Below are 17,919 nucleotides of genomic sequence, written 5' to 3'. Positions count from 1 at the left end.
AAATACAGGACACAACCTGTCCTGTACGGGTGCCATGCTCCCTCACGGATCCCAGAGAGGGTCATCTCGCCCGTCATCCACATGCGCCCCACCCGGCGCATCGCAAGGTAGGAGCAGACCATGTCCGTCACCACCACCACGCACCTGAACTTCCGGGGCTCGGCCCGCGAGGCGCTGGACTTCTACCAGTCCGTCTTCGGCGGGCACACCGTCGCGGTGACCTACAAGGACGCCGGCAACGTCCAGAACGAGAACGAGGCGGACTGGGTGATGTGGGGCCAGGTCGCCAACGACAACGGCTTCCACGTCATGGCCTACGACGTGCCCTCGGCGATGCCGTACGAGCAGGGCATCAACCCGTTCTTCGGCGTGACCTGGGTCCTGGACGTCACCGCCCCCTACAACGGCTGACCCACTCCGGGGCGGGCAACCGCAGCGTTGCCCGCCCCGCTCGTCCTCGCCATCAGCCCGCCGACGGCAGTCGGCCCCACGGAAGCGGACCCCGTCATGCGCGCGCGTCAACTCGGCCGGACCGGCATCAAAGTCAGCACCTACTGCCTGGGCACCATGATGTTCGGCCCGAACGGCAACCCGGACCACGACGCATGCACCCGCATCGTGCACAGGGCCCTGGACGCCGGCATCAACTTCATCGACACGGCCGACGTCTACGGATACAGCGAGACCGAGCAGATCCTCGGCCGCGCCCTCAAGGGCCGCCGCGAGGACGTGGTCCTGGCGACCAAGTTCAACGGCCCCATGGGCGAGAGCCCCCTCCACCGCGGCAGCTCACGCCGCTGGATCATGAAGGCGGTCGAGGGCTCACTGCGCCGCCTGAACACCGACTACATCGACCTCTACCAGATCCACCACCCCGACCCCCACACCGACATCGAGGAGACACTGTCCGCCCTCACCGATCTGGTCCGATCCGGCAAGGTCCGCGCCATCGGCTCCTCCAACCTCCCCGCGAGCGACATCGTGCAGGCCCACTGGGTCAGCGAACGCCGGGGCCTGCACCGGCTGCGCACCGAGCAGCCCACCTACTCCATCCTCAACCGGGCGATCGAGCGTGAGATCCTCCCCGTCGCCCGTCGCTTCGGCATGGGCGTACTCGTGTGGAGCCCGCTGGCCATGGGCCTGCTCACCGGTCGCTACCGCAAGAACGACGCCCCGAGCGGCAACGCCCGCATGCACTGGGTCCCCGGGCACCTGACCGACCCCCGCAAGCTCGACGCCGTCGAGCAGCTGATCCCCCTCGCCGAACAGGCCGGCCTGCCGCTCACCCACCTGGCCATGGCCTTCGCCACCGCCCACCCCGACGTCACCTCGGCCATCATCGGCCCCCGCACCCTCGACCAGCTCGAAGACCTGCTGGCAGGCGCCGCAACCGTGCTCGACGACGCCGTCCTGGACCGGATCGACGACATCGTCCCGCCGGGCACCGACATCGGCCCGCTCGACGTGGCCTACCAGCCCCCCTCCCTCACCGACACCGGCCGGCGCCGTCGCCCCGGCTCCGAGCGCGCGGCAGCCTGACACCCATGAACGTCCTGACCCAGCGCGACCTCAACCGGGCCACCCTCGCCCGCCAGTACCTCCTCGAACGCGAGGACCGCACCGCCCTCGACGCCGTGTCCCACCTGGCCGGACTGCAAGCCCAGGCCCCGCAGGAACCGTTCACCGGCCTGTGGTCGCGCGTCAGGGCATTCACCCCTGCTGACCTGGACGACCTGGTCAGCGGCCGCCGGGTCGTGCGCACCCACCTCATGCGCCGCACCGTCCACCTCGTCACCGCCACAGACGCGCTCACCTGGCGCGCCCGCCACGACGCCATGCTGCGCCAGCGCGTCCTGTCCACCTACCGCAGTGAACTCGACGGAATCGACCTGGACGAACTGAGCGCAGCGGGCCGGGCCGTGATGGCCGACGACCAGCCGCGCGCCATGGGTGAACTCGTCGGGGCACTCCGCGACCGCTGGCCCACGCCGCCCGGCCGGGTGCTGGGCGAACTTCTCGTCGCCGCGCTCGTTCCCATGGCCCAACTGCCCCCCAGGGGACTGTGGAAGAGCACCGCGGGCGTCCACAACCTGCCCCTGTCGACCTGGCTGCGCCAGCCCGTCGCCGAGCTGCCCGCGGACCCGGACGATCCGGTCGGGCAGCGGCTCGTCCTGCGCTATCTGGCCGCCTACGGCCCCGCCAGCACCGCGGACATCCGCGCGTGGAGCGGCCTGACCGGACTGCCCGCCGCAGTCAAGGCCCTTCGCGGCGACCTCGTCACCCACCGCGACGAACGCGGCCGTCTGCTCCTCGACCTGCCCGACGCGCCCCGCCCGCACCCCGACACCCCCGCACCCGTCCGCTTCCTGCCCGCCTTCGACAACGCGATCCTCGGCTACCAGGACCGCAGCCGCATCATCGACGACCCGTACCTCGGCCTCTCCGTCGCCGGACAACGCGCCGTCCTCGTCGACGGCCGCGTCGCCGCCACCTGGACCACCGGCGACCGCCGCCTCACGATCAGCCCCCTGCGCAGCCTCACCCGGACCGAGGAACGGGAACTGGAGGCGGAGGGCCAGAACCTGGCCACCTTCCTGGACCAGGGCATCGACACGATCCACATCGCCGAACCCACCTGAACCGCGGCACCCTGCACGCAGGGCGACGCAGTTGGACGCTGCATGATCCTCATCACTGACCAGTTGCGAGACTTCCGTGACACCCCCGTGACAGTCACGAATCCGCAGTTCGACACTGACGATGAGGCCGTCGCAGCAGCAGAAGTAGCGGCTGTACAGGTGCTCGCCGGTTCGAGAGCCCTCCTCCGTGAGGCGCTCGACTGGGCAAGGGCGAACACGGTCGTCCTCCAGCGTGACTCGTTCGCCGTCAGCCGGACTTCAAGATTGCTGTTGCAGACAGTGTCCAGCGGCTCGCCCGCACCTTCATTTCGCAGCTCGCCCCAGGGAGATTTCGATCATGACCATCCCACTATCCGCGCTGGATCTTGTGATCGCGGAGTCGAACCGGACAGCCGCCGATTCGCTCGACGCGACCAGCCGAACCGTGCTCCGGTTGGACGAACTCGGCTACCGGCGGGTCTGGTTCGCCGAACACCACGGAACCGGACTGTCGGCGAGCGTGGTACCGGCGGTTCTGATGGCGCACTTCGCGGCGCTGACACGGCGTATCCGGCTCGGCTCCGGTGGCGTCCTGGCGCCCAACCACGCGCCGCTGGCGGTCGCGGAGCAGTTCGGCACCCTGGCGACGCTGCATCCGGACCGCATAGACATGGGCATCGGCCGCGGGCCGGGTACGTTCGACCAGTCGATCGTGCGGGCATTGCGTCGGGGTGGCGAGCCGACCACGGTCGAGGAGTACGCCGAAGACGTGGCGGCGATCTTGCGCCACCTTTCCGGCGAAAGCGGAGTGCAGTTGCTGGCCGGCTGGCAACCGGACGCGGGAGGCGCCCGCCCGTGGCTGCTGGCGTCCAGCCCGGCCAGCGCGGAGCTGGCGGCCCGCCTGGGACTGCCGATCGCGTTGGCGCACCACATCCGGCCGGACCAGAGCGTCGCTACAGCGGAGCGCTACCGAGAACTGTTCACATCGTCGCGATGGACGGACCAGCCCTACGTGATGGTCGCGGTCGAGACGCTCATAGCCGACACGGACGAGGAGGCCGCCCGCCTGGCGCGCCCGACCGACGTCGCGAGGGCCGAGCTGTCTTCGGCGGCGCTGCTCTCCCCGGAAGAGGCAGCCGTGTACGAGATCCCGGAGGAGGTGCGCGGCACTGTGGAGGCGATCGGCGCGGCGCAGGCGCGCGGCTCGGTGGAGACGGTACGACGCCGGTTCACGGAGATCGTGCAGCAGACCGGCGCGGACGAACTGATGCTCTACGCCTCCGTGTACGACGCCGACGCACGGATCCGCTGCTACGAGCTGGCCGCGAAAGCCGTCGAATAGAGAGTGGAGGAGCCACTCACCCCGTCCCTGCGCATGCTCCTGGTCGAACAGACGGTGTACCCAGTCGTGCCGCTGTGGGTTGATGACACCCTCACCGAGCCGGGTCGAGCCCTGCGGGTCACAATCGACGGGCTGTGCGACTGGACCCACCGCCACCTCGGCCACATCAACGTCGCACGCCGCCACTTCGACGCTTTACGGATCAGACCGATTGCGGACACGATTGCCGTGTGGAGGCGAAGGCTGCGAGCCTCCCTCAGCGGGGCCAGACCGCTGCCAGGACTCCGACCACCAGAGCGAGCAGCAGATAGAGGCCGAGCCGAGCCCAGGGCAGCTCCGTCTCGTACGTCGGGAGCGAAGATCTGGCGAGACTTTGCCGCAAGTCCAGGCCAGGAAGACTCTGGTGGCGATACCCGAGTCGGTGCCGAACAGCGAGACCAACACCGATTCCAGGCACACCATTTCGCATGACACCCCTGGCGCCGAGGCTGAACGCGCGAAGCAGGCCGATCTCCCGGCGCCGCTTGAAGACCGACGTGGCAAGGGTGTTGACGACACCGAGCACGCCGATGATCACGGTCATGCCGAGGAGCCCGTACGTCATGCTGAGCATCTCGTCGATCGTGCCAGACCGCGCACCGCGCACGTCCAGGGTCGGGACGGCAGTGACGCCGGACAAGGTGGCCTCGGCTGGTGTGCGGAACCTGGCTGGCGAGGGTCGAACGGTGTATCCGTGGTCAGCGAGGAGGGGCTGGATCTGGTGAACGGCCCTGGTGATGGTGCCGCCGTTGACCGAAGAGTTGGGCGATCAGGTCTCGTGTTCAGTGAACCCTGCTGCAGTGCGTAGGAATCGGTTGCCGAGCTGAGTGAAGGCGTCGGCGAGTTCCGGGGGACCGACGACTTCGATCTCGGCGTCGTACTTGGCAAGAGCCGAGGCGAGGCTGGGCCAGGACCATGATCCGAGGGTGAGGCGGCAGCGACCATTCTCAAGTTCCTCGACGAGGCCCTCGCGGGTGTAGAGCGCCGCTGTGTCGGCGTCCAGATCGAGAATGACGGTGCCCTGGCACGGCCAGTTCCCGGAGTGGTCGGTGGAGCCGCGGAAAACGCTGGTGGCGTATGTGGCGACATCGCCGCCGGGAACTTCGCGGCGGGTGAATCGGGGTCCGGTGGGGGGACGCGGGGTGATCCGGTCGGCGCGGAAGGTATGCCAGTCCTGCAGGTCGAGGTCGAAGCCGATGAGGTACCAGCGCCCGTCCCAGGTGATGACGCCGTGTGGCTCGACGCGGCGCGGCGGCTTTGCGGTCATCTGGTCGCTGTCGCTGGTGTAGTCGAAACGCAGGATCTCGCGGGCGTGGACGGCGGCGCTGATCGTGAATAGCGTATTGCTGTCGACCGTGGCGGGCGGCCGGGTGTCAGGAGGTTCGACCGCGGTGACCTGCAAGGCGTTGATGCGGTGGCGCAGCCGAGCGGGCATGACGTGGCTGATGGTGCTCAGCGCCCGCGCGGCAGGTTCAGCGAGGGTGTCGTCCGGCCGGCTCGCGGTGATCTGCAGGGCGACGGCGAGCGCGAGGGCTTGTTCGTTATCGAACAGCAGCGGTGGCAGTTCGGTGCCGGTGCTGAGTCGGTAGCCGCCGTCGGGTCCCTTTACTGCGTCGACCGAGTAGCCGAGGCCGCGGAGGCGGTCGACATCACGGCGCACGGTGCGCAGGCTGATGCCGAGACGGTCGGCCAGCAGCGTGCCGGGCCAGTCGCGGCGTGTCTGTAGCAGTGACAGCAGAGCCAGCAGGCGGGCAGAGGTTTTCGGCATGCAGTCGATTCTGCCCGGAGTAGGTGCCACAACCTGGCACCTACCTTTGAGAGCGTCGTTCTCGAACCGGCCGGCCCATGAACGGGCAGGGATTTCGCCGGTGCTGGGCCCTCCTTCCCAGGGGCCCTCTCGCCCCCTCATGTATGGAGTCAGCGGTATGTTCGATGTTCTTGGCGACCTGAATTGGGTCGGGATCCTGATCGGATTCCTTGCGTTTACCCTGTTCGGCGGTGTCTGGTTCGCAGTGGTGTTCCCCAGGGCGTACAACCGGTCGCTGGGCCGTGATCCTCAGGCCAAGCCGGAAGGATCGCCGCTGTTCTTCGCCGGACCGGCGCTGACTGCTCTGGTCATCACACTCACCAGCGCGGTCCTGATGGCTGCGCTAAAAATCGACACCCTGGGCAACGCGATGCTGTTCGGTTTCATCGTCGGCTTCGGCTACCTCACCGCCAACACCGTCAACATCGCCATCAACCCAAACTTCCCCCGACCGCTGTTCTACGCGGCGATCTCCGGCAGCTACAACCTCATCGGCAGTCTGATCGTCAGCGCCATCCTGCTGGCCTTCTGACAGTACGGAGGAGATCGGCGACGGCCGACTCGGACACCGCCTCGGGAACTGCCCGACGCTCACCCGCGAACCGTTCTTCATGTCCTCCCGCGGAGAGAGCGGATGAAGCCGGCGAGCTGTGGAAGAAGCTGTCCGTGGGCGCGACTGTTGTCGAGGACTTCCGGCCCCGCAGTGGGCACCGGCCTTCGGGATGCTGACCGACCAGTTCGGTGTTACGTGGATCCTCGACGTGGCCGCTGAGTACACCGCCCGCTGAAAGGTGTCTCGTCGGGAGTGCATGCCACATCACGAGATGGACTCGGCGACTAGGACCAGGTCAGGGCCGGGCCGCGGCAGTCACATCGAGCCCGGCGGTGGCGCGTGGATGTTGGTGCGGTGCAGCTTGATGCACCCTTCCGTTCGTGGACGGCACCTACCCGCGCTGGCAGTCTCGTTGTCACGCAAGAGGTCCTACGAGGCGGCAGCGCCCGCAGGAGACGACCGGAGCAGTGGGACCGGCACGCGTGCTGAACTCGTTCGGACGTTGCTCGTCACCGTGACTACGGCGGTGGTGTTGGGAGTGCCCGTGGGTGCGGTGGCCGCCGGGACCACGTCGGCGGTCGCCGAACCCGGCTCGGTGGCCGTCGCGCTGATCGCAGTGGGCGTCACTCCCGCGCCGATTCGCCAAGGCCCGTCGCCTGCGCCGGGCCGAGCAGTTGCGCTGTGCCCGCGGGACCTCGTGCCGTCCGCCGAGGGGCGCGCGGAGTCGTCCTGCCCGTCAGCCGACTTCTGGTGACCGATCCCACATGACCAACCCCAGGGAGCAGTTGGTGAACCGCACGAAATTGAATCACTCAGCCAGCCAACTGGCGAGGGATCAGGACAGCGGCGATATGGCCGCGATGCAGCGCCGGATCCGCGAGCTGCAGCACGAGAACGAGATTCTCCGCGCGGCCTCGCATTTCTTCACGCGGGAGCTCGACCCGCGATGCGGACGCTGATCCGATTCATCGAGTTACACAAGGAGTCGCACGGGGTCGAGCGGATTTGCCGCATCCTGCAAGTCCCCCCGTCGACCTATTACGCGGCCCGTTCCCGTCCGGCGTCCGCCCGGGCTCGGCGTGACGGTGAGCTGATGGTGCAGATCCTGCGGGTCTACGAGCAGAGCGAAGGCACCTTCGGGGCCCGCCGGGTCTGGGATCAACTGCGCGGCCAGGGAATCGACATCGCGCGCTGCACCGTCGAGCGCCTGATGCGGCAGGCCGGACTCGCCGGGGCCAGCGGGGCGCCGGGCCTGCGGGCCGAAGCGGACGGTCCCGACAGGCCCGACCGGCCGGCCTACGCCCACGACCGGATGGCAGCGCGGGTTGCCGACCGAATCCAGTTCGCAAACTCAGAGACCAGGGGAGTCCGGTGAAATTCTCCACGCAGCTGTACAAGGCCGGTCTCGAAGCCCCGCCCGGTTTCGCGCATCAGCGCACCTCGCAGCTGGTCAGCCGTGGCCTGCTGGCCCACAATGGCTATCCCGGCATCCCCACGTACACGCCGATCGGCATCGAGGTGCTGAGCCGGATCGAGACCGAACTGATCGCGGCGGCGAACCGGGCCGGGTTCTCCCGGGTCCAGCTACCCTCGATCATGAAGGACGCGGACCTGACCGCCGGTGAGCCGGTCGGCGAGCAGTTCCACAGCAAGGTGCTGTTCCTGTCCGACATGCTGGACGGGTACCACCTGTTGACCAGTCCGGAGATGCTGCTGACCGGAGCGCTCGGCTCGACCGTCCTCTCGCATCGTGAACTACCGGTTCGGGTCAGCTACTTGACGGACATCTTTCGGCAGATGCGGAACACCAGGTCGATCCTGCGCTGCCATCAGTTCCGGGTGTTCGGCGGTCTGACGCTGGAGCGCGGCCCCGGGCAGGTCGGCCGCAGTCTGGCCGCGCTGGCCGGGGTCGTGAGTGACGCGCTGGCCGATTTCGGGGTGGCGGTGTTCGACCGCTGGAAGCAGGACCCGGTGCACATCGAGCAGTTCTACGCGTGCGCCGAGGGCAGCACCACGGTGGACGACGCCGAGTCGCTCACCGGGCGTTCCAAGGCCCTGAGTCTGGCAGTCGGCTACCACTACGCGGCCGACATGCCTCCGGTGGTGAACTACCGGACTGCCGCCAACACCCTGAACGGGGCGGCGGTCACCACCTATGCGCTGTGCACCAATCGGGTGCTGTACGCCGTGTTCGACCGGCACCGCGACGCGCTGGGCTTCGCCCTGCCCGCCCACCTGCGCCCGTTCGACTTGGTGGTGGTACCCACGGACAGCGAGTCCGTGGCCGCCGCCGAGGCGTTGTATACCCGGCTTGGTGCAGACGGCGTCCGCACCGCACTGGACGACCGGCAAAACCGGCCGGTCGCGTTGCGGCACCGGTTCGCCGACTACGTCGGGGCCGCCGCCCGGCTGGAGCCGTCCCGGGGCCGGGTGCGGCTGATCGAGCGCGGCGGGCGGGTGCTCGCCGACGTGACCGATGTCGACGAGGCCGTCTCCGCGGCCCGCCGGCTGCTCGACCGGGCCACCGCCGTCCCCGCCGCAGCGGGGACGGCGGTGCCGGTGTGACCCCGTCGACTTCGAGGAGAAACTCGCCGATGACGTACACCCTGCTGATGGTCAAGCCCGACGCGATGGGCCGGCCCGAAGTGCTCGCCGCAGTGGAATCGGAGATCGCGGCGGCCGGGCTGACCGGTTGGTGCGTCCACGACGTCACTCTGACCCGCGATCAGGCCCGCGTGCTGTTCCCCTCGTTCGACGAGGCGTGCTACCCGCTCACCCGGGTCCTGCTGCTCAGCTACCTGACCAGTGGGCCGGTGCGCTTCATGGTGCTGTCCGGTGAGCGGGCGCTGGCCGACGGGAAGGCGGTTCGGCGGGCGATTCGGTCCGAGTTCGCGGTCGGCAACCTGGCCAACTGCCTGCACGCCGCGGCCGATTCGGCCGAGGCGGCGCGCCAGCTGGCCTGGCTGGAGACGGAGCTGGGCGTCCCGGCCAGGTGGTCCCGGGCGGTCGGCGACACCCCGCCCGCCCCGGCCGTGGAGCTGGTGCCGGGCATCTCCGGCAGGCTGGCGGGGGCCGATCTGGAGCAGCTGGGCCGTGCGGTGTGGGCCGGCGTCCGGGACCGGGGCTGGGCCGGGCTGCGCGGATACCCGGTGGCGCCGGAGCAGTGGAGCACCTGGCTGGTCTCCGACGACCGGAACTCCCTGGACTACGCGGTCTCGGCGCTCCTCCAGGCGCATCCGGGCTGGTCGGCCGAGCTCGCGCTGGAGGCGGTGCTCAAGGTCGACCTGGACGGCGGGGCCGCGGTGTTCGCCGGCGGAGAGCCGGAGGTGGCGGGGCTGGCGCGGGAACTGGCCGGCCTCGGCATGACCGTGCGGGTCGAGCCGCCGGCGCTGCGGCCGGTCGGCGTCGGCTGACCCCGGCCCGCGCCGGGAAGAGAAGAGCGGAGTAAGGCTGGAGCCGCCCTCGTCACCGAGGGCGGCTCCAGCCTCGCGTTCGGGCCTTTGTGCGTTCGGGTCAGCCCCGCTGGGCCGGCGCCGGGTCGGTGGTCACCGTGCCCAGCAGCCCGGCCAGCCGCTCGGCGAAGCCGGCCACCGCGGCCGGGTCGAACAGGTCACTGGAGTACTCGATCGCCACCTCCAGTTCCCGCTCGCCCGGCACGAGCACCAGGTAGAGCTCGGTCCGCGCCGCGCCGGGGACCAACACCGGGGTGAGCCGTGCGGTCAGCCCGGTCAGCCGCGGCTCGGTCGCCTCACCGGTGACCACCGTGAACATCACCGGCGGGGTGCGCAGCGCCGACCGCCCCGGCGCCGCCAGCGCGTACGTCTCGGCGAGCGGCAGCGCCTCGTGTTCCAGAGCCGCGTACAGTCGCTCGCCGGCGTGCCGGACCACGTCGGTGAACTCCCGTGCCGGGCCGGCGGCGATCCGTACCGGGACGGCCTCGCCCAGGTAGCCGATCAGCCGCTCGTGCTCCGGCAGCGGGCGCTTGGCGCTGGAGACTGCCAGCACCGCCTCCGGTTCGTCGCACAGCTCGCAGAGCCAGCGGGCACCGGCCGCGGCGAGCACCGCCGTCAGCGTGGTATCGGTGGCCGCGGCCAGATCGCGCAGCCGCCCGGTCTCCTCGGCGCCCAGGGCGAACCGGTGCACCGCGCCGCGCCCGGACAGCCGCTCGGGGCGCGGACGGTCGTACGGCAGCCGGGGCGCCAGCGGGGCGCCGGCCAGCTCGGTGCGCCAGAACCGCTCCAGCTCGCGCCACTCGGGTCCGCCCACCGCCTGGGCCTCCCGCCGGGCGTGGTGGGGGAACTGCGCGGCGGGCGTGCCCACCGGGCCGGGCTCGCCGGCCACCCGGGCGCGGTAGCGGTCCGAGACCTCCTGTCAGAGCACCCGCAGAGACCAACCGTCACCGATGACGTGGTGGACCGCCAGGAAGAGCGTCCAGCGCTCGGCACCGCTCCGGGCCAGCCGGAGCCGGAACAACGGGGCCTGCGCCAGGTCGAACGGCTCGCCGGCCAGCCGTTCGCACCAGCCCCGCAGCGCCGCCTCGGCGTCCGCCGCCTCGACCACTGGCACCTCGTCGACCGGCAGTTCCACCGCGAACGGCGGCAGCACCTCCTGCCGAAGTCCGTCCGGGTGCTCGACGAGACGGGTCCGCAGCGCGGCCAGCGCCCGATGTCACCCCATGACACCCAGTCCGTGAGAAGCACGTGAGAGGCGGCGAGCGAGAGAGCGCTGGAGGGCGAGCTGCCTCGCTCGCCATGGCAGCGCCGATCAGCCCCCTCGGGCCTCGTGCCAGCCACCCCTGCCTGAACGACCTGGCGCGGCAGATCACGTTCGGCGCGTGAGCGGCGGCGCGCCACCAGCGCCTGAATCAGACGTTACGGACTGACCAAAGAATTCTGGGTTTGTAACGCCCAGCCTGGCACAAAGTCTCACTCTGTCACCGTTATCACATTGTATCTGTTGTTACATCTAGCGATCAATAGGTCATGGATGTAACGTCCTCGCCATGCGGCGCGACCCCCACGGGCGCCGCCACTTGTTCCGAAAGGTTGCGACGTGAACCGGCCCGTCTCCCGCAGAGCAGCTCTCCTGTCCTCCCTCGCGCTATGCGGCACGCTTTCGCTCGCCGCGTGCGGCAGCAGCGGCACCGCCGGCGACGGGGCCGCCCCCGCCGCCGGCGGCCCCGTCACCGTGGCCGGCGTGCCGATCACCCGTGACGCCGCCCTCCACGACGCGCTCCCCGACGCGATCAAGAAGGCGGGAAAGGTCCGCGTCGCCACCGACATCCCCTACCCGCCGTTCGAGATGTACGTCGCCGAGGGCAGCAAGGAGATGACGGGCCTCGACTACGACCTCGGCCAGGCGATCGGCGCGAAGCTCGGAGTGGTCTTCGACTTCCAGGCCCAGAAGTTCGACGGCATCGTGCCCGCCGTCCAGGCCGGCAAGTACGACGCGGCGATGACTGCCATCACCGACAGCAAGGAACGCGAGCAGATCGTCGACCTCGTCGACTACTCCGCTTCCGGCACCGGCATCATGGTCTCCAAGGGCAACCCGCAGAAAATCGCGACCCTCGACGACCTGTGCGGCCACCCGGTCGCCGTGCAGAGCGGCGCCAACCAGCAGAAGCTCCTCGAGAAGCACCAGGACGTCTGCCGGACCGCCGGCAAGAACCCCGTGCAGTTGCTGACCTTCCCGAAGGACTCCGACGCCCAGCTCGCCCTGCGCTCCGGCAAGGCCGTCGCTGACGTCCTGACCAAGCCGGCCGCCGGCTGGACCGCCAAGAACGCCGACGGCGGCACCGCCTTCGAGGTCGTCGACGACCCAGCCGCACTCGCCGGCTACAACGCCTCCCCGAATGGCATCGCGATCTCCAAGAACCTGACCCAGCTGACCGACGCCGTCCAGAAGGCGCTCCAGCAGCTCATCGACGACGGCACCGTGGCCAAGATCTTCGGCAAGTACGGTGCCGAGTCCCTCGCCGTGAAGCAGGCCACCAGGAACGGAGCAGTGGACTGACATGACCGCCCTCTCCCGTCCCGCGTCCGACATCCGCACGGACGCCCCGGTGCCGGTCGGCGAGCTGACAGCAGTCCCGGTACGGCACTGGGGGCGCTGGATCGCCGCCCTCCTCGCACTGCTCTCCCTGGTCGGCCTGATCGGCTCGCTCGCCAAGAACCCCAACCTGCACTGGGACGTCGTCGGCCACTACCTGTTCGCCGACCTCATCTTCGACGGACTGGTCACCACCCTGTGGTTGACCGTGGCCGCCATGGCCGTCGGCCTCGCGCTCGGCACCCTCGTCGCCGTCATGCGCCTGTCGGCCAATCCGGTGCTGTACGGCCTGTCCTCGCTGTTCGTCTGGCTGTTCCGCGGAACCCCGCTGCTCGTCCAGATCATCTTCTGGGCGTACGCGGCCGCCCTCTACAAGCACGTCATGATCGGCATCCCGTTCACGACGATCACCTTCGTGCAGTTCGACACTAACAGCCTGCTCACGCCGTCGATCGCGGCGCTGCTCGCCCTCGGCCTCAACGAGGCCGCCTACGCCGCCGAGATCGTCCGCGCCGGCATCCAGTCCGTCGACCCCGGACAGACCGAGGCCGCCCACTCCCTCGGCATGAAGCCCGCCCTGGCGATGCGCCGCATCGTCCTGCCGCAGGCCATGAAGGTCATCGTCCCCCCGATGGGCAACGAGACCATCAACATGCTCAAGACCACCGCCTACGTCTCGGTGATCGCCGCCCACGACCTGATGTCCAACATCCAGGACGTCTACGCCCAGAACTACCAGGTCATCCCGATGCTCGTGGTCGCCGCCCTCTGGTACCTCGCGCTGACCACCGTCCTGTCGGTCCCGCAGACCTGGCTCGAGCGCCGGTACGGCCGCGGCACCGCCCGCGACGCCCAGGCGTCCCCGCTGCGCCGCCTGTTCGTCGGCGCCGGCGGCCTGCTCCCGATCACCCGCGACCGGAAGGGCTGAACCCATGGCCCAGCCCATGGTGCACGCCGAGGGCGTGCGCAAGCACTACGGCAGGCTCGAAGTCCTCAAGGGCATCGACCTCACCGTCGAACGCGGCCAGGTCTGCTGCCTCCTCGGGCCCTCCGGCTCCGGCAAGTCGACCTTCCTGCGTTGCATCAACCACCTGGAGAAGGTCGACGGCGGACGCCTCACCGTCGACGGCGACCTGGTCGGCTACCGCCAGTCCGGCAACCGGCTGCACGAGCTCCGCGAGACGGAGGTCGCCGAGCGCCGCCGCGAGATCGGCATGGTCTTCCAACGGTTCAACCTCTTCCCGCACCTGACCGCCCTGGAGAACATCACCGAGGCGCCCGTCCGGGTCGCCGGGGTCAACCGGACCGACGCCCGGGCGGACGCACAGCGGCTGCTCGACCGGGTGGGCCTCGGCGACCGGGGCGACCACTACCCGGCCCAGCTGTCCGGCGGCCAGCAGCAGCGCGTCGCCATCGCCCGCGCGCTCGCCATGAAGCCCAAGCTCATGCTCTTCGACGAGCCCACCTCGGCCCTCGACCCCGAACTGGTCGGCGACGTCCTCGACGTCATGCGCGACCTGGCCGCCGACGGGATGACCATGGTCGTCGTCACCCACGAGATCGGCTTCGCCCGTGAGGTCGGCGACACCGCGGTCTTCATGGACAACGGTGTCGTCATCGAGGCGGGCGATCCGCGCACCGTGCTGGTCGACCCGGAGCAGGAGCGCACCAAGGCGTTCCTGTCCAAGGTCCTGTGAGCGCCGCCGCGGGCCAGGAGCCCGCCGTCGCCGACCGCGCTGCCGACCGCGCCGAGGGCACCGCCGACCGCGCCGCTGACGGTGCCGCAAGCATGCTCCTGGCCGCTGCCGAGGGCGAGCTGCCCCGCTACCTCGCCGACCTCGCCGAGCTCGTGGCCGTCGACTCCGGCTCCTACAGCCCCGAGGGCGTGAACCGGGTCGCCGACTGGCTGGACCGACGCCTCACCGACATCGGGTTCACCACCGAACGCATCATCCTCGCGCCGACCGACGGCCGCGCCTGCGGCGACCTCCTCGTCGGGCGGCTCGCCGGGACGCTGCCCGCCTCCGACGGCGGGGCGCGGATCGTCCTCGCCGGACACATGGACACCGTCTTCGAGGACGGCGCCGCCGCCGAGCGTCCCTTCCGTACCGTGGGCGCGCGCGCCCACGGTCCCGGCGTGAGCGACGACAAGGGCGGCCTGCTCGCCGGCGTCGTCGCCGCCGACCTGCTGGTCCGGCACGGCTTCACCGACTTCGCCGAACTGGTCGTGCTGGCCACCCCGGACGAGGAGATCGGATCCCCGGCGAGCAGGGCGGAGACCGAGCGGATCGCGGCTGGCGCCGACTTCGCCCTCGCCCTGGAGTGCGCCCGTGAGAACGGTGATCTGGTCGTCGAACGCAAGGGCTTCGCCGACGTGCGGGTCACGGTCACCGGCCGGGCCGCGCACGCCGGAATCGAACCGGAACGCGGCGCCAACGCCGCCCTCGCCGCGGCGCACCTCGTGATCGCCCTGCAGGGCCTCAACGGCCGCTGGCCCGGCGTCACCCTCAACGTCGGCATCGTCCGGGCAGGCAGCCGGATCAACATCGTCTGCCCGCAGGCCGAGCTGCTCGTCGAAGTCCGCGCCACCACTGTCGCGGGCCTGCACACCGCGCTCGGCGCGGTCCGTGAGACCGCCGCCCGGACCGCCGTAGCGGGCACCACCGCCCGCGTCGACCAACTCGACTTCTGCCCGCCGATGGAGAACACCCCGGCAGCGCAGGCCGTACTGGCCACCGCCCAAGAGGTCGCCGCCGGCCTCGGCATCGAGATCGACGGCGCCTCCACGGGCGGCGTCGGCGACGCCAACCTCATCTCCGGCCTGGGCGTCCCCACCCTGGACGGCCTGGGCCCCGTCGGCGGCGCCGACCACTCACCCGAGGAGTGGCTCGACGTGGACAGCGTGCCCGGCCGGATCGCCCTGCTCGCCGCACTTGTGATCCGCCTGCGGCGGACGTGACCGAGGCACGCCACCTCAGCCCGCTCACACCCCCGCAGCGGCTGCTCGCCCTCCCCGGCCCGCTACGGCCCGGGAGGGCACGCGCATCCCGGCGCGCATCGAAGCCCAGGGCGTCGCGCCACGGCACGGGTCGGCGGACAGGGCACTAGGCTGCAGTGATCGCCGCCGCGCCCGTCCGCCCACACCGGTCCCGTTTCCGTACGATGCGACCCGTCCCCTGCCCGCCCCTCCCAGCCGGACCGCTCCGAGCCCGACCACTCCGAGCCCGACCGTACCGAGCTGCAGACCGGAAAAGGACCCCGCCATGACCCCCGTCACCCTCGCCGAGGACATTCGCCAGCGACTCGGCGAATGCAGCCCCGCCGAGCGCAAGGTCGGCCGGGTCCTGCTCGCCCACTGGCCGTCCGCCGGATTCGAGACCGTCGCCACCCTGGCCGAACGCGCCGAAGTCAGCGCACCCACGGTCATCCGCTTCGTCAACCGGCTCGGCTACCGCGGCTTCCCCGACTTCCAGGCCGCCCTGCGCGCCGAACTGGACGAGCGCCAGGCGTCCCCGATCACCCTCTACACCGCGGGCGGCTACGGCAGCCGCGCCGAGGACGGCACCACCGACCGGACCGGACCGGCGGGCCTGCTCGCCCACAGCCGGGAGGTCTTCACCGCAGCCGTCGGCCGCACCCTGGCCGAGGTCACACCCCACGACCTGGAGCGGGCGGTGCAGCTGCTGACCGACCCCAAGCGCCGGCTCACCCTCGTCGGAGGCCGCTTCAGCCACCTGTGCGCCCACTACCTCGCCCTGCACCTGATGCAGCTGCGCGACGAAGTGCGGGTGCTGCCGGACCGGCCCGTCGAACGCGCCGCGCTGCTGTCCTCCCTCGGTCGGCGGGACGTGCTCGTCGTCTTCGACTACCGCCGGTACGAGGACGACAAGGTGACCATCGCCGAGCTGGTCCGCGAGGCCGGCGGGCGGGTCATACTCTTCACGGACACCTGGCTGTCGCCCGTCAGCACCCAGGCCGAGGTGGTGCTCTCCAGCCAGGTCGGCGCCCCCTCGCCCTACGACAGCCTCACGCCCACCGTCGCCGTGGTGGAGACCGTGATCGCCGGAATCATCGCCGAGCTCGGGGACAAGGCCCACGGCCGCCTGCAGGAGGGGGAGGAGACCTCCCGCCGCCTCGGGCTCACCTGACGGCTCGTCGGGCGAGCCGCTGCCGTCCCGCTCGGCCCGCCGTCAGGCCGCCGTCGGCCCGCGAGGAGCGGGGCGACGATGTCGCGCGCAAAGCCGGCAAGCGCCGCGCCGTCCGCCACGTCGAGACCTGTACCGGCAGACCACCATCGCGCCCGGCGGCCTGGTGGGCAAGGGCACCAAGGGCAAGCGCCGGCGGACGGTGCCGCTGATCCCGGAGATCCGGGATCTGGTCGCCCGGCGGCTCGACGTGATCGGTCCCGACCCGATGGCCCGGCTGTTCAGCGGGCCCAGGAACGGCCGGATCACGACCGCGGTCCTGCGGGACGCGACCCACTGGGACGAGGTGGTGGTGGAGCTGGGGTACGAACACTTGCGCCGCCACGACCTCCGCCGCACCGGGCTGACGTGGATGGCGGACGCCGGCGTGCCCTTGCACGTCCTGCGGAAGATCGCGGGGCACGGATCGCTGACAACGACCCAGCGCCACCACTACACCCGGATAGGCGCGCAATCGAGCTGGCAGGCGAGGCGCTGAGTGCGCATCTGAGCGGCCCCCGCAGGGCCCCTGGTCCCGAAGTGGCCCCGCCGGACTCCCCCGGTCGCCACCTGCGGCTCGTTCGCTGAGCCTGCCGCAGAAACGGCAAAAGCCCCGCTGGCCTGGACTTCCGTCCAGTCAGCGGGGCTCCGACATTCCTGTCGGGACGACAGGATTTGAACCTGCGACCCCTTGACCCCCATCGGCCGTCCGGTCAGGTCGACCCGCAGGCACATGTTGTGCACGGCCGGCACGCCGTGTTCCCGGTGGCGGCGCCACAGCCGTCGTTGCGCGGAGGTGGCCGGTGCCGTTTCCACCGCCGCCTGCTCGGGGACCGGTGCCGCCTCGACCCTCAATGCCTCAACTGCCGTCGGCTCGAAGGCCGTTGCCGGGTCCGGTCCGGAACCGTGGACGGCCCGGCCGACCGGGGTGGCTCCCCGCGCCAGGCCGCGGATGGTCGGCGTCCGGAAGAAGGTGGCCAGCGGCAGCTGGAGCTCCAGCCGCTCCCGGACCTCGTTGAGCAGCCGGACGGCGATCAGCGAGTGGCCCCCGAGGTCGAAGAACGAGCGGGTGGCCCCGACCTCGGGGAGTTCCAGCACCTCGCACCAGAGCGCGTGGACGGCCTCCTCCACCGGGCCGAGCGGCCGGTCCGCCGCGGCTGAGCGCTCCTGCGGCGCGGGCAGGCGCCGGCGGTCCAGCTTGCCGTTGGCGCTGATCGGCAACTCCTCCAGCATCGTCCAGCGCTGGGGCAGCAGGTAGCCGGGCAGCCGCTCGCCGGACCACCGGGTCGAGCGCCGCCCGGTCGGCGAGCACCAGGTAGCCGACC

The 17,919-nt window shown here is 70.6% G+C and carries 18 protein-coding genes, 3 pseudogenes and 1 other annotated feature; of the genes and pseudogenes, 16 read left to right on the top strand and 5 right to left on the bottom strand.

What is annotated here, in order from left to right:
- The first annotated feature begins 120 nt into the window (after positions 1-120).
- The 5 genes and pseudogenes from ACFVUY_RS27430 to ACFVUY_RS27410 all read left to right on the top strand — a co-directional run.
- On the top strand, positions 121-411 hold the full coding sequence (locus tag ACFVUY_RS27430) for a VOC family protein (RefSeq protein ID WP_387734234.1): 291 nt from the start codon (positions 121-123) through the stop codon (positions 409-411).
- A 96-nt stretch (positions 412-507) separates the two neighbouring features.
- Positions 508-1,539: an aldo/keto reductase gene (locus tag ACFVUY_RS27425; protein ID WP_387734232.1), complete on the top strand. Its 1,032-nt coding sequence runs from the start codon at positions 508-510 to the stop codon at positions 1,537-1,539.
- Positions 1,540-1,544: 5 nt separating this feature from the next.
- On the top strand, positions 1,545-2,639 hold the full coding sequence (locus ACFVUY_RS27420) for a winged helix DNA-binding domain-containing protein (RefSeq protein ID WP_387734229.1): 1,095 nt from the start codon (positions 1,545-1,547) through the stop codon (positions 2,637-2,639).
- Positions 2,640-2,976: 337 nt separating this feature from the next.
- The gene (locus ACFVUY_RS27415; protein WP_387734226.1) at positions 2,977-3,960 is read left to right on the top strand and encodes an MsnO8 family LLM class oxidoreductase; all 984 of its coding nucleotides are present in this window, start codon (positions 2,977-2,979) and stop codon (positions 3,958-3,960) included.
- Between the two features lie 33 nt (positions 3,961-3,993).
- Positions 3,994-4,110: pseudogene (locus ACFVUY_RS27410) on the top strand (winged helix-turn-helix transcriptional regulator); the annotation flags it as partial.
- A 106-nt stretch (positions 4,111-4,216) separates the two neighbouring features.
- On the opposite strand, the gene ACFVUY_RS27405 reads toward ACFVUY_RS27410, so the two are convergent.
- The 3 genes and pseudogenes from ACFVUY_RS27405 to ACFVUY_RS27395 form a co-directional block, all read right to left on the bottom strand.
- Positions 4,217-4,573: a hypothetical protein gene (locus ACFVUY_RS27405; RefSeq protein WP_387734332.1), complete on the bottom strand. Its 357-nt coding sequence runs from the start codon at positions 4,571-4,573 to the stop codon at positions 4,217-4,219.
- A gap of 39 nt (positions 4,574-4,612) precedes the next feature.
- Positions 4,613-4,781, bottom strand: a pseudogene (locus tag ACFVUY_RS27400) (ISAzo13 family transposase); the annotation flags it as partial.
- Positions 4,769-5,767 (bottom strand): helix-turn-helix transcriptional regulator, encoded by a 999-nt coding sequence (locus tag ACFVUY_RS27395; protein ID WP_387734223.1) that lies wholly within the window; start codon positions 5,765-5,767, stop codon positions 4,769-4,771. The pseudogene ACFVUY_RS27400 and the gene ACFVUY_RS27395, both read right to left, overlap by 13 nt.
- Positions 5,768-5,924: 157 nt before the next feature.
- Here ACFVUY_RS27395 and ACFVUY_RS27390 point away from each other — a divergent pair, with 157 nt between their 5' ends.
- The 5 genes from ACFVUY_RS27390 to ACFVUY_RS27370 all read left to right on the top strand — a co-directional run bounded on the left by ACFVUY_RS27390 (position 5,925) and on the right by ACFVUY_RS27370 (position 9,772).
- Positions 5,925-6,338, top strand: a complete 414-nt coding sequence (locus tag ACFVUY_RS27390; protein ID WP_387734221.1) for a DUF1761 domain-containing protein — start codon at positions 5,925-5,927, stop codon at positions 6,336-6,338.
- Between the two features lie 785 nt (positions 6,339-7,123).
- Complete coding sequence (locus ACFVUY_RS27385; protein WP_387734219.1) at positions 7,124-7,318, top strand: hypothetical protein; 195 nt, start codon at positions 7,124-7,126, stop codon at positions 7,316-7,318.
- Positions 7,275-7,389, top strand: a sequence feature (AL1L pseudoknot). (Overlaps the previous gene by 44 nt.)
- 63 nt (positions 7,390-7,452) lie before the next feature.
- Positions 7,453-7,734 (top strand): IS3 family transposase, encoded by a 282-nt coding sequence (locus ACFVUY_RS27380; RefSeq protein WP_387734216.1) that lies wholly within the window; start codon positions 7,453-7,455, stop codon positions 7,732-7,734.
- On the top strand, positions 7,731-8,924 hold the full coding sequence (locus ACFVUY_RS27375) for a hypothetical protein (protein ID WP_387734214.1): 1,194 nt from the start codon (positions 7,731-7,733) through the stop codon (positions 8,922-8,924). Before ACFVUY_RS27380 ends, ACFVUY_RS27375 begins: the two co-directional genes overlap by 4 nt.
- A gap of 29 nt (positions 8,925-8,953) precedes the next feature.
- A complete protein-coding gene (locus ACFVUY_RS27370; protein WP_387734211.1) occupies positions 8,954-9,772 on the top strand; it encodes a nucleoside-diphosphate kinase in 819 nt (272 codons plus the stop codon).
- A gap of 100 nt (positions 9,773-9,872) precedes the next feature.
- Here ACFVUY_RS27370 and ACFVUY_RS27365 read toward each other — a convergent pair.
- Positions 9,873-11,009 (bottom strand): annotated as a pseudogene (locus ACFVUY_RS27365) (condensation domain-containing protein).
- Between the two features lie 402 nt (positions 11,010-11,411).
- On the opposite strand from ACFVUY_RS27365, the gene ACFVUY_RS27360 reads away from it, so the two are divergent.
- From ACFVUY_RS27360 to ACFVUY_RS27335, 6 genes are all read left to right on the top strand, one after another.
- Complete coding sequence (locus ACFVUY_RS27360; RefSeq protein ID WP_387734209.1) at positions 11,412-12,374, top strand: ABC transporter substrate-binding protein; 963 nt, start codon at positions 11,412-11,414, stop codon at positions 12,372-12,374.
- Position 12,375: 1 nt separating this feature from the next.
- Positions 12,376-13,338, top strand: coding sequence for an amino acid ABC transporter permease (locus ACFVUY_RS27355; protein WP_387734206.1), 963 nt, complete (start codon positions 12,376-12,378; stop codon positions 13,336-13,338).
- A gap of 4 nt (positions 13,339-13,342) precedes the next feature.
- Positions 13,343-14,107 carry an amino acid ABC transporter ATP-binding protein gene (locus tag ACFVUY_RS27350; protein WP_387734204.1) on the top strand — a complete coding sequence of 255 codons (765 nt, stop codon included), beginning with the start codon at positions 13,343-13,345 and terminating at the stop codon, positions 14,105-14,107.
- Positions 14,104-15,369: a M20 family metallopeptidase gene (locus tag ACFVUY_RS27345; protein WP_387734202.1), complete on the top strand. Its 1,266-nt coding sequence runs from the start codon at positions 14,104-14,106 to the stop codon at positions 15,367-15,369. Before ACFVUY_RS27350 ends, ACFVUY_RS27345 begins: the two co-directional genes overlap by 4 nt.
- A gap of 304 nt (positions 15,370-15,673) precedes the next feature.
- Positions 15,674-16,558 carry a MurR/RpiR family transcriptional regulator gene (locus ACFVUY_RS27340; protein ID WP_387734200.1) on the top strand — a complete coding sequence of 295 codons (885 nt, stop codon included), beginning with the start codon at positions 15,674-15,676 and terminating at the stop codon, positions 16,556-16,558.
- A 163-nt stretch (positions 16,559-16,721) separates the two neighbouring features.
- A complete protein-coding gene (locus ACFVUY_RS27335; RefSeq protein ID WP_387734197.1) occupies positions 16,722-17,093 on the top strand; it encodes a tyrosine-type recombinase/integrase in 372 nt (123 codons plus the stop codon).
- Here the strand turns inward: ACFVUY_RS27335 and ACFVUY_RS27330 are convergent.
- Complete coding sequence (locus ACFVUY_RS27330; RefSeq protein WP_387734194.1) at positions 17,048-17,827, bottom strand: phosphopantetheine-binding protein; 780 nt, start codon at positions 17,825-17,827, stop codon at positions 17,048-17,050. The genes ACFVUY_RS27335 and ACFVUY_RS27330 overlap by 46 nt on opposite strands.
- Positions 17,828-17,919: the final 92 nt, after the last annotated feature.

Origin of the sequence: Kitasatospora sp. NPDC058063, from assembly GCF_042885395.1 — a bacterium.
Taxonomy (GTDB): domain Bacteria; phylum Actinomycetota; class Actinomycetes; order Streptomycetales; family Streptomycetaceae; genus Kitasatospora; species Kitasatospora lactacystinica.
This window is presented reverse-complemented; position numbering and strand designations above follow the sequence as displayed.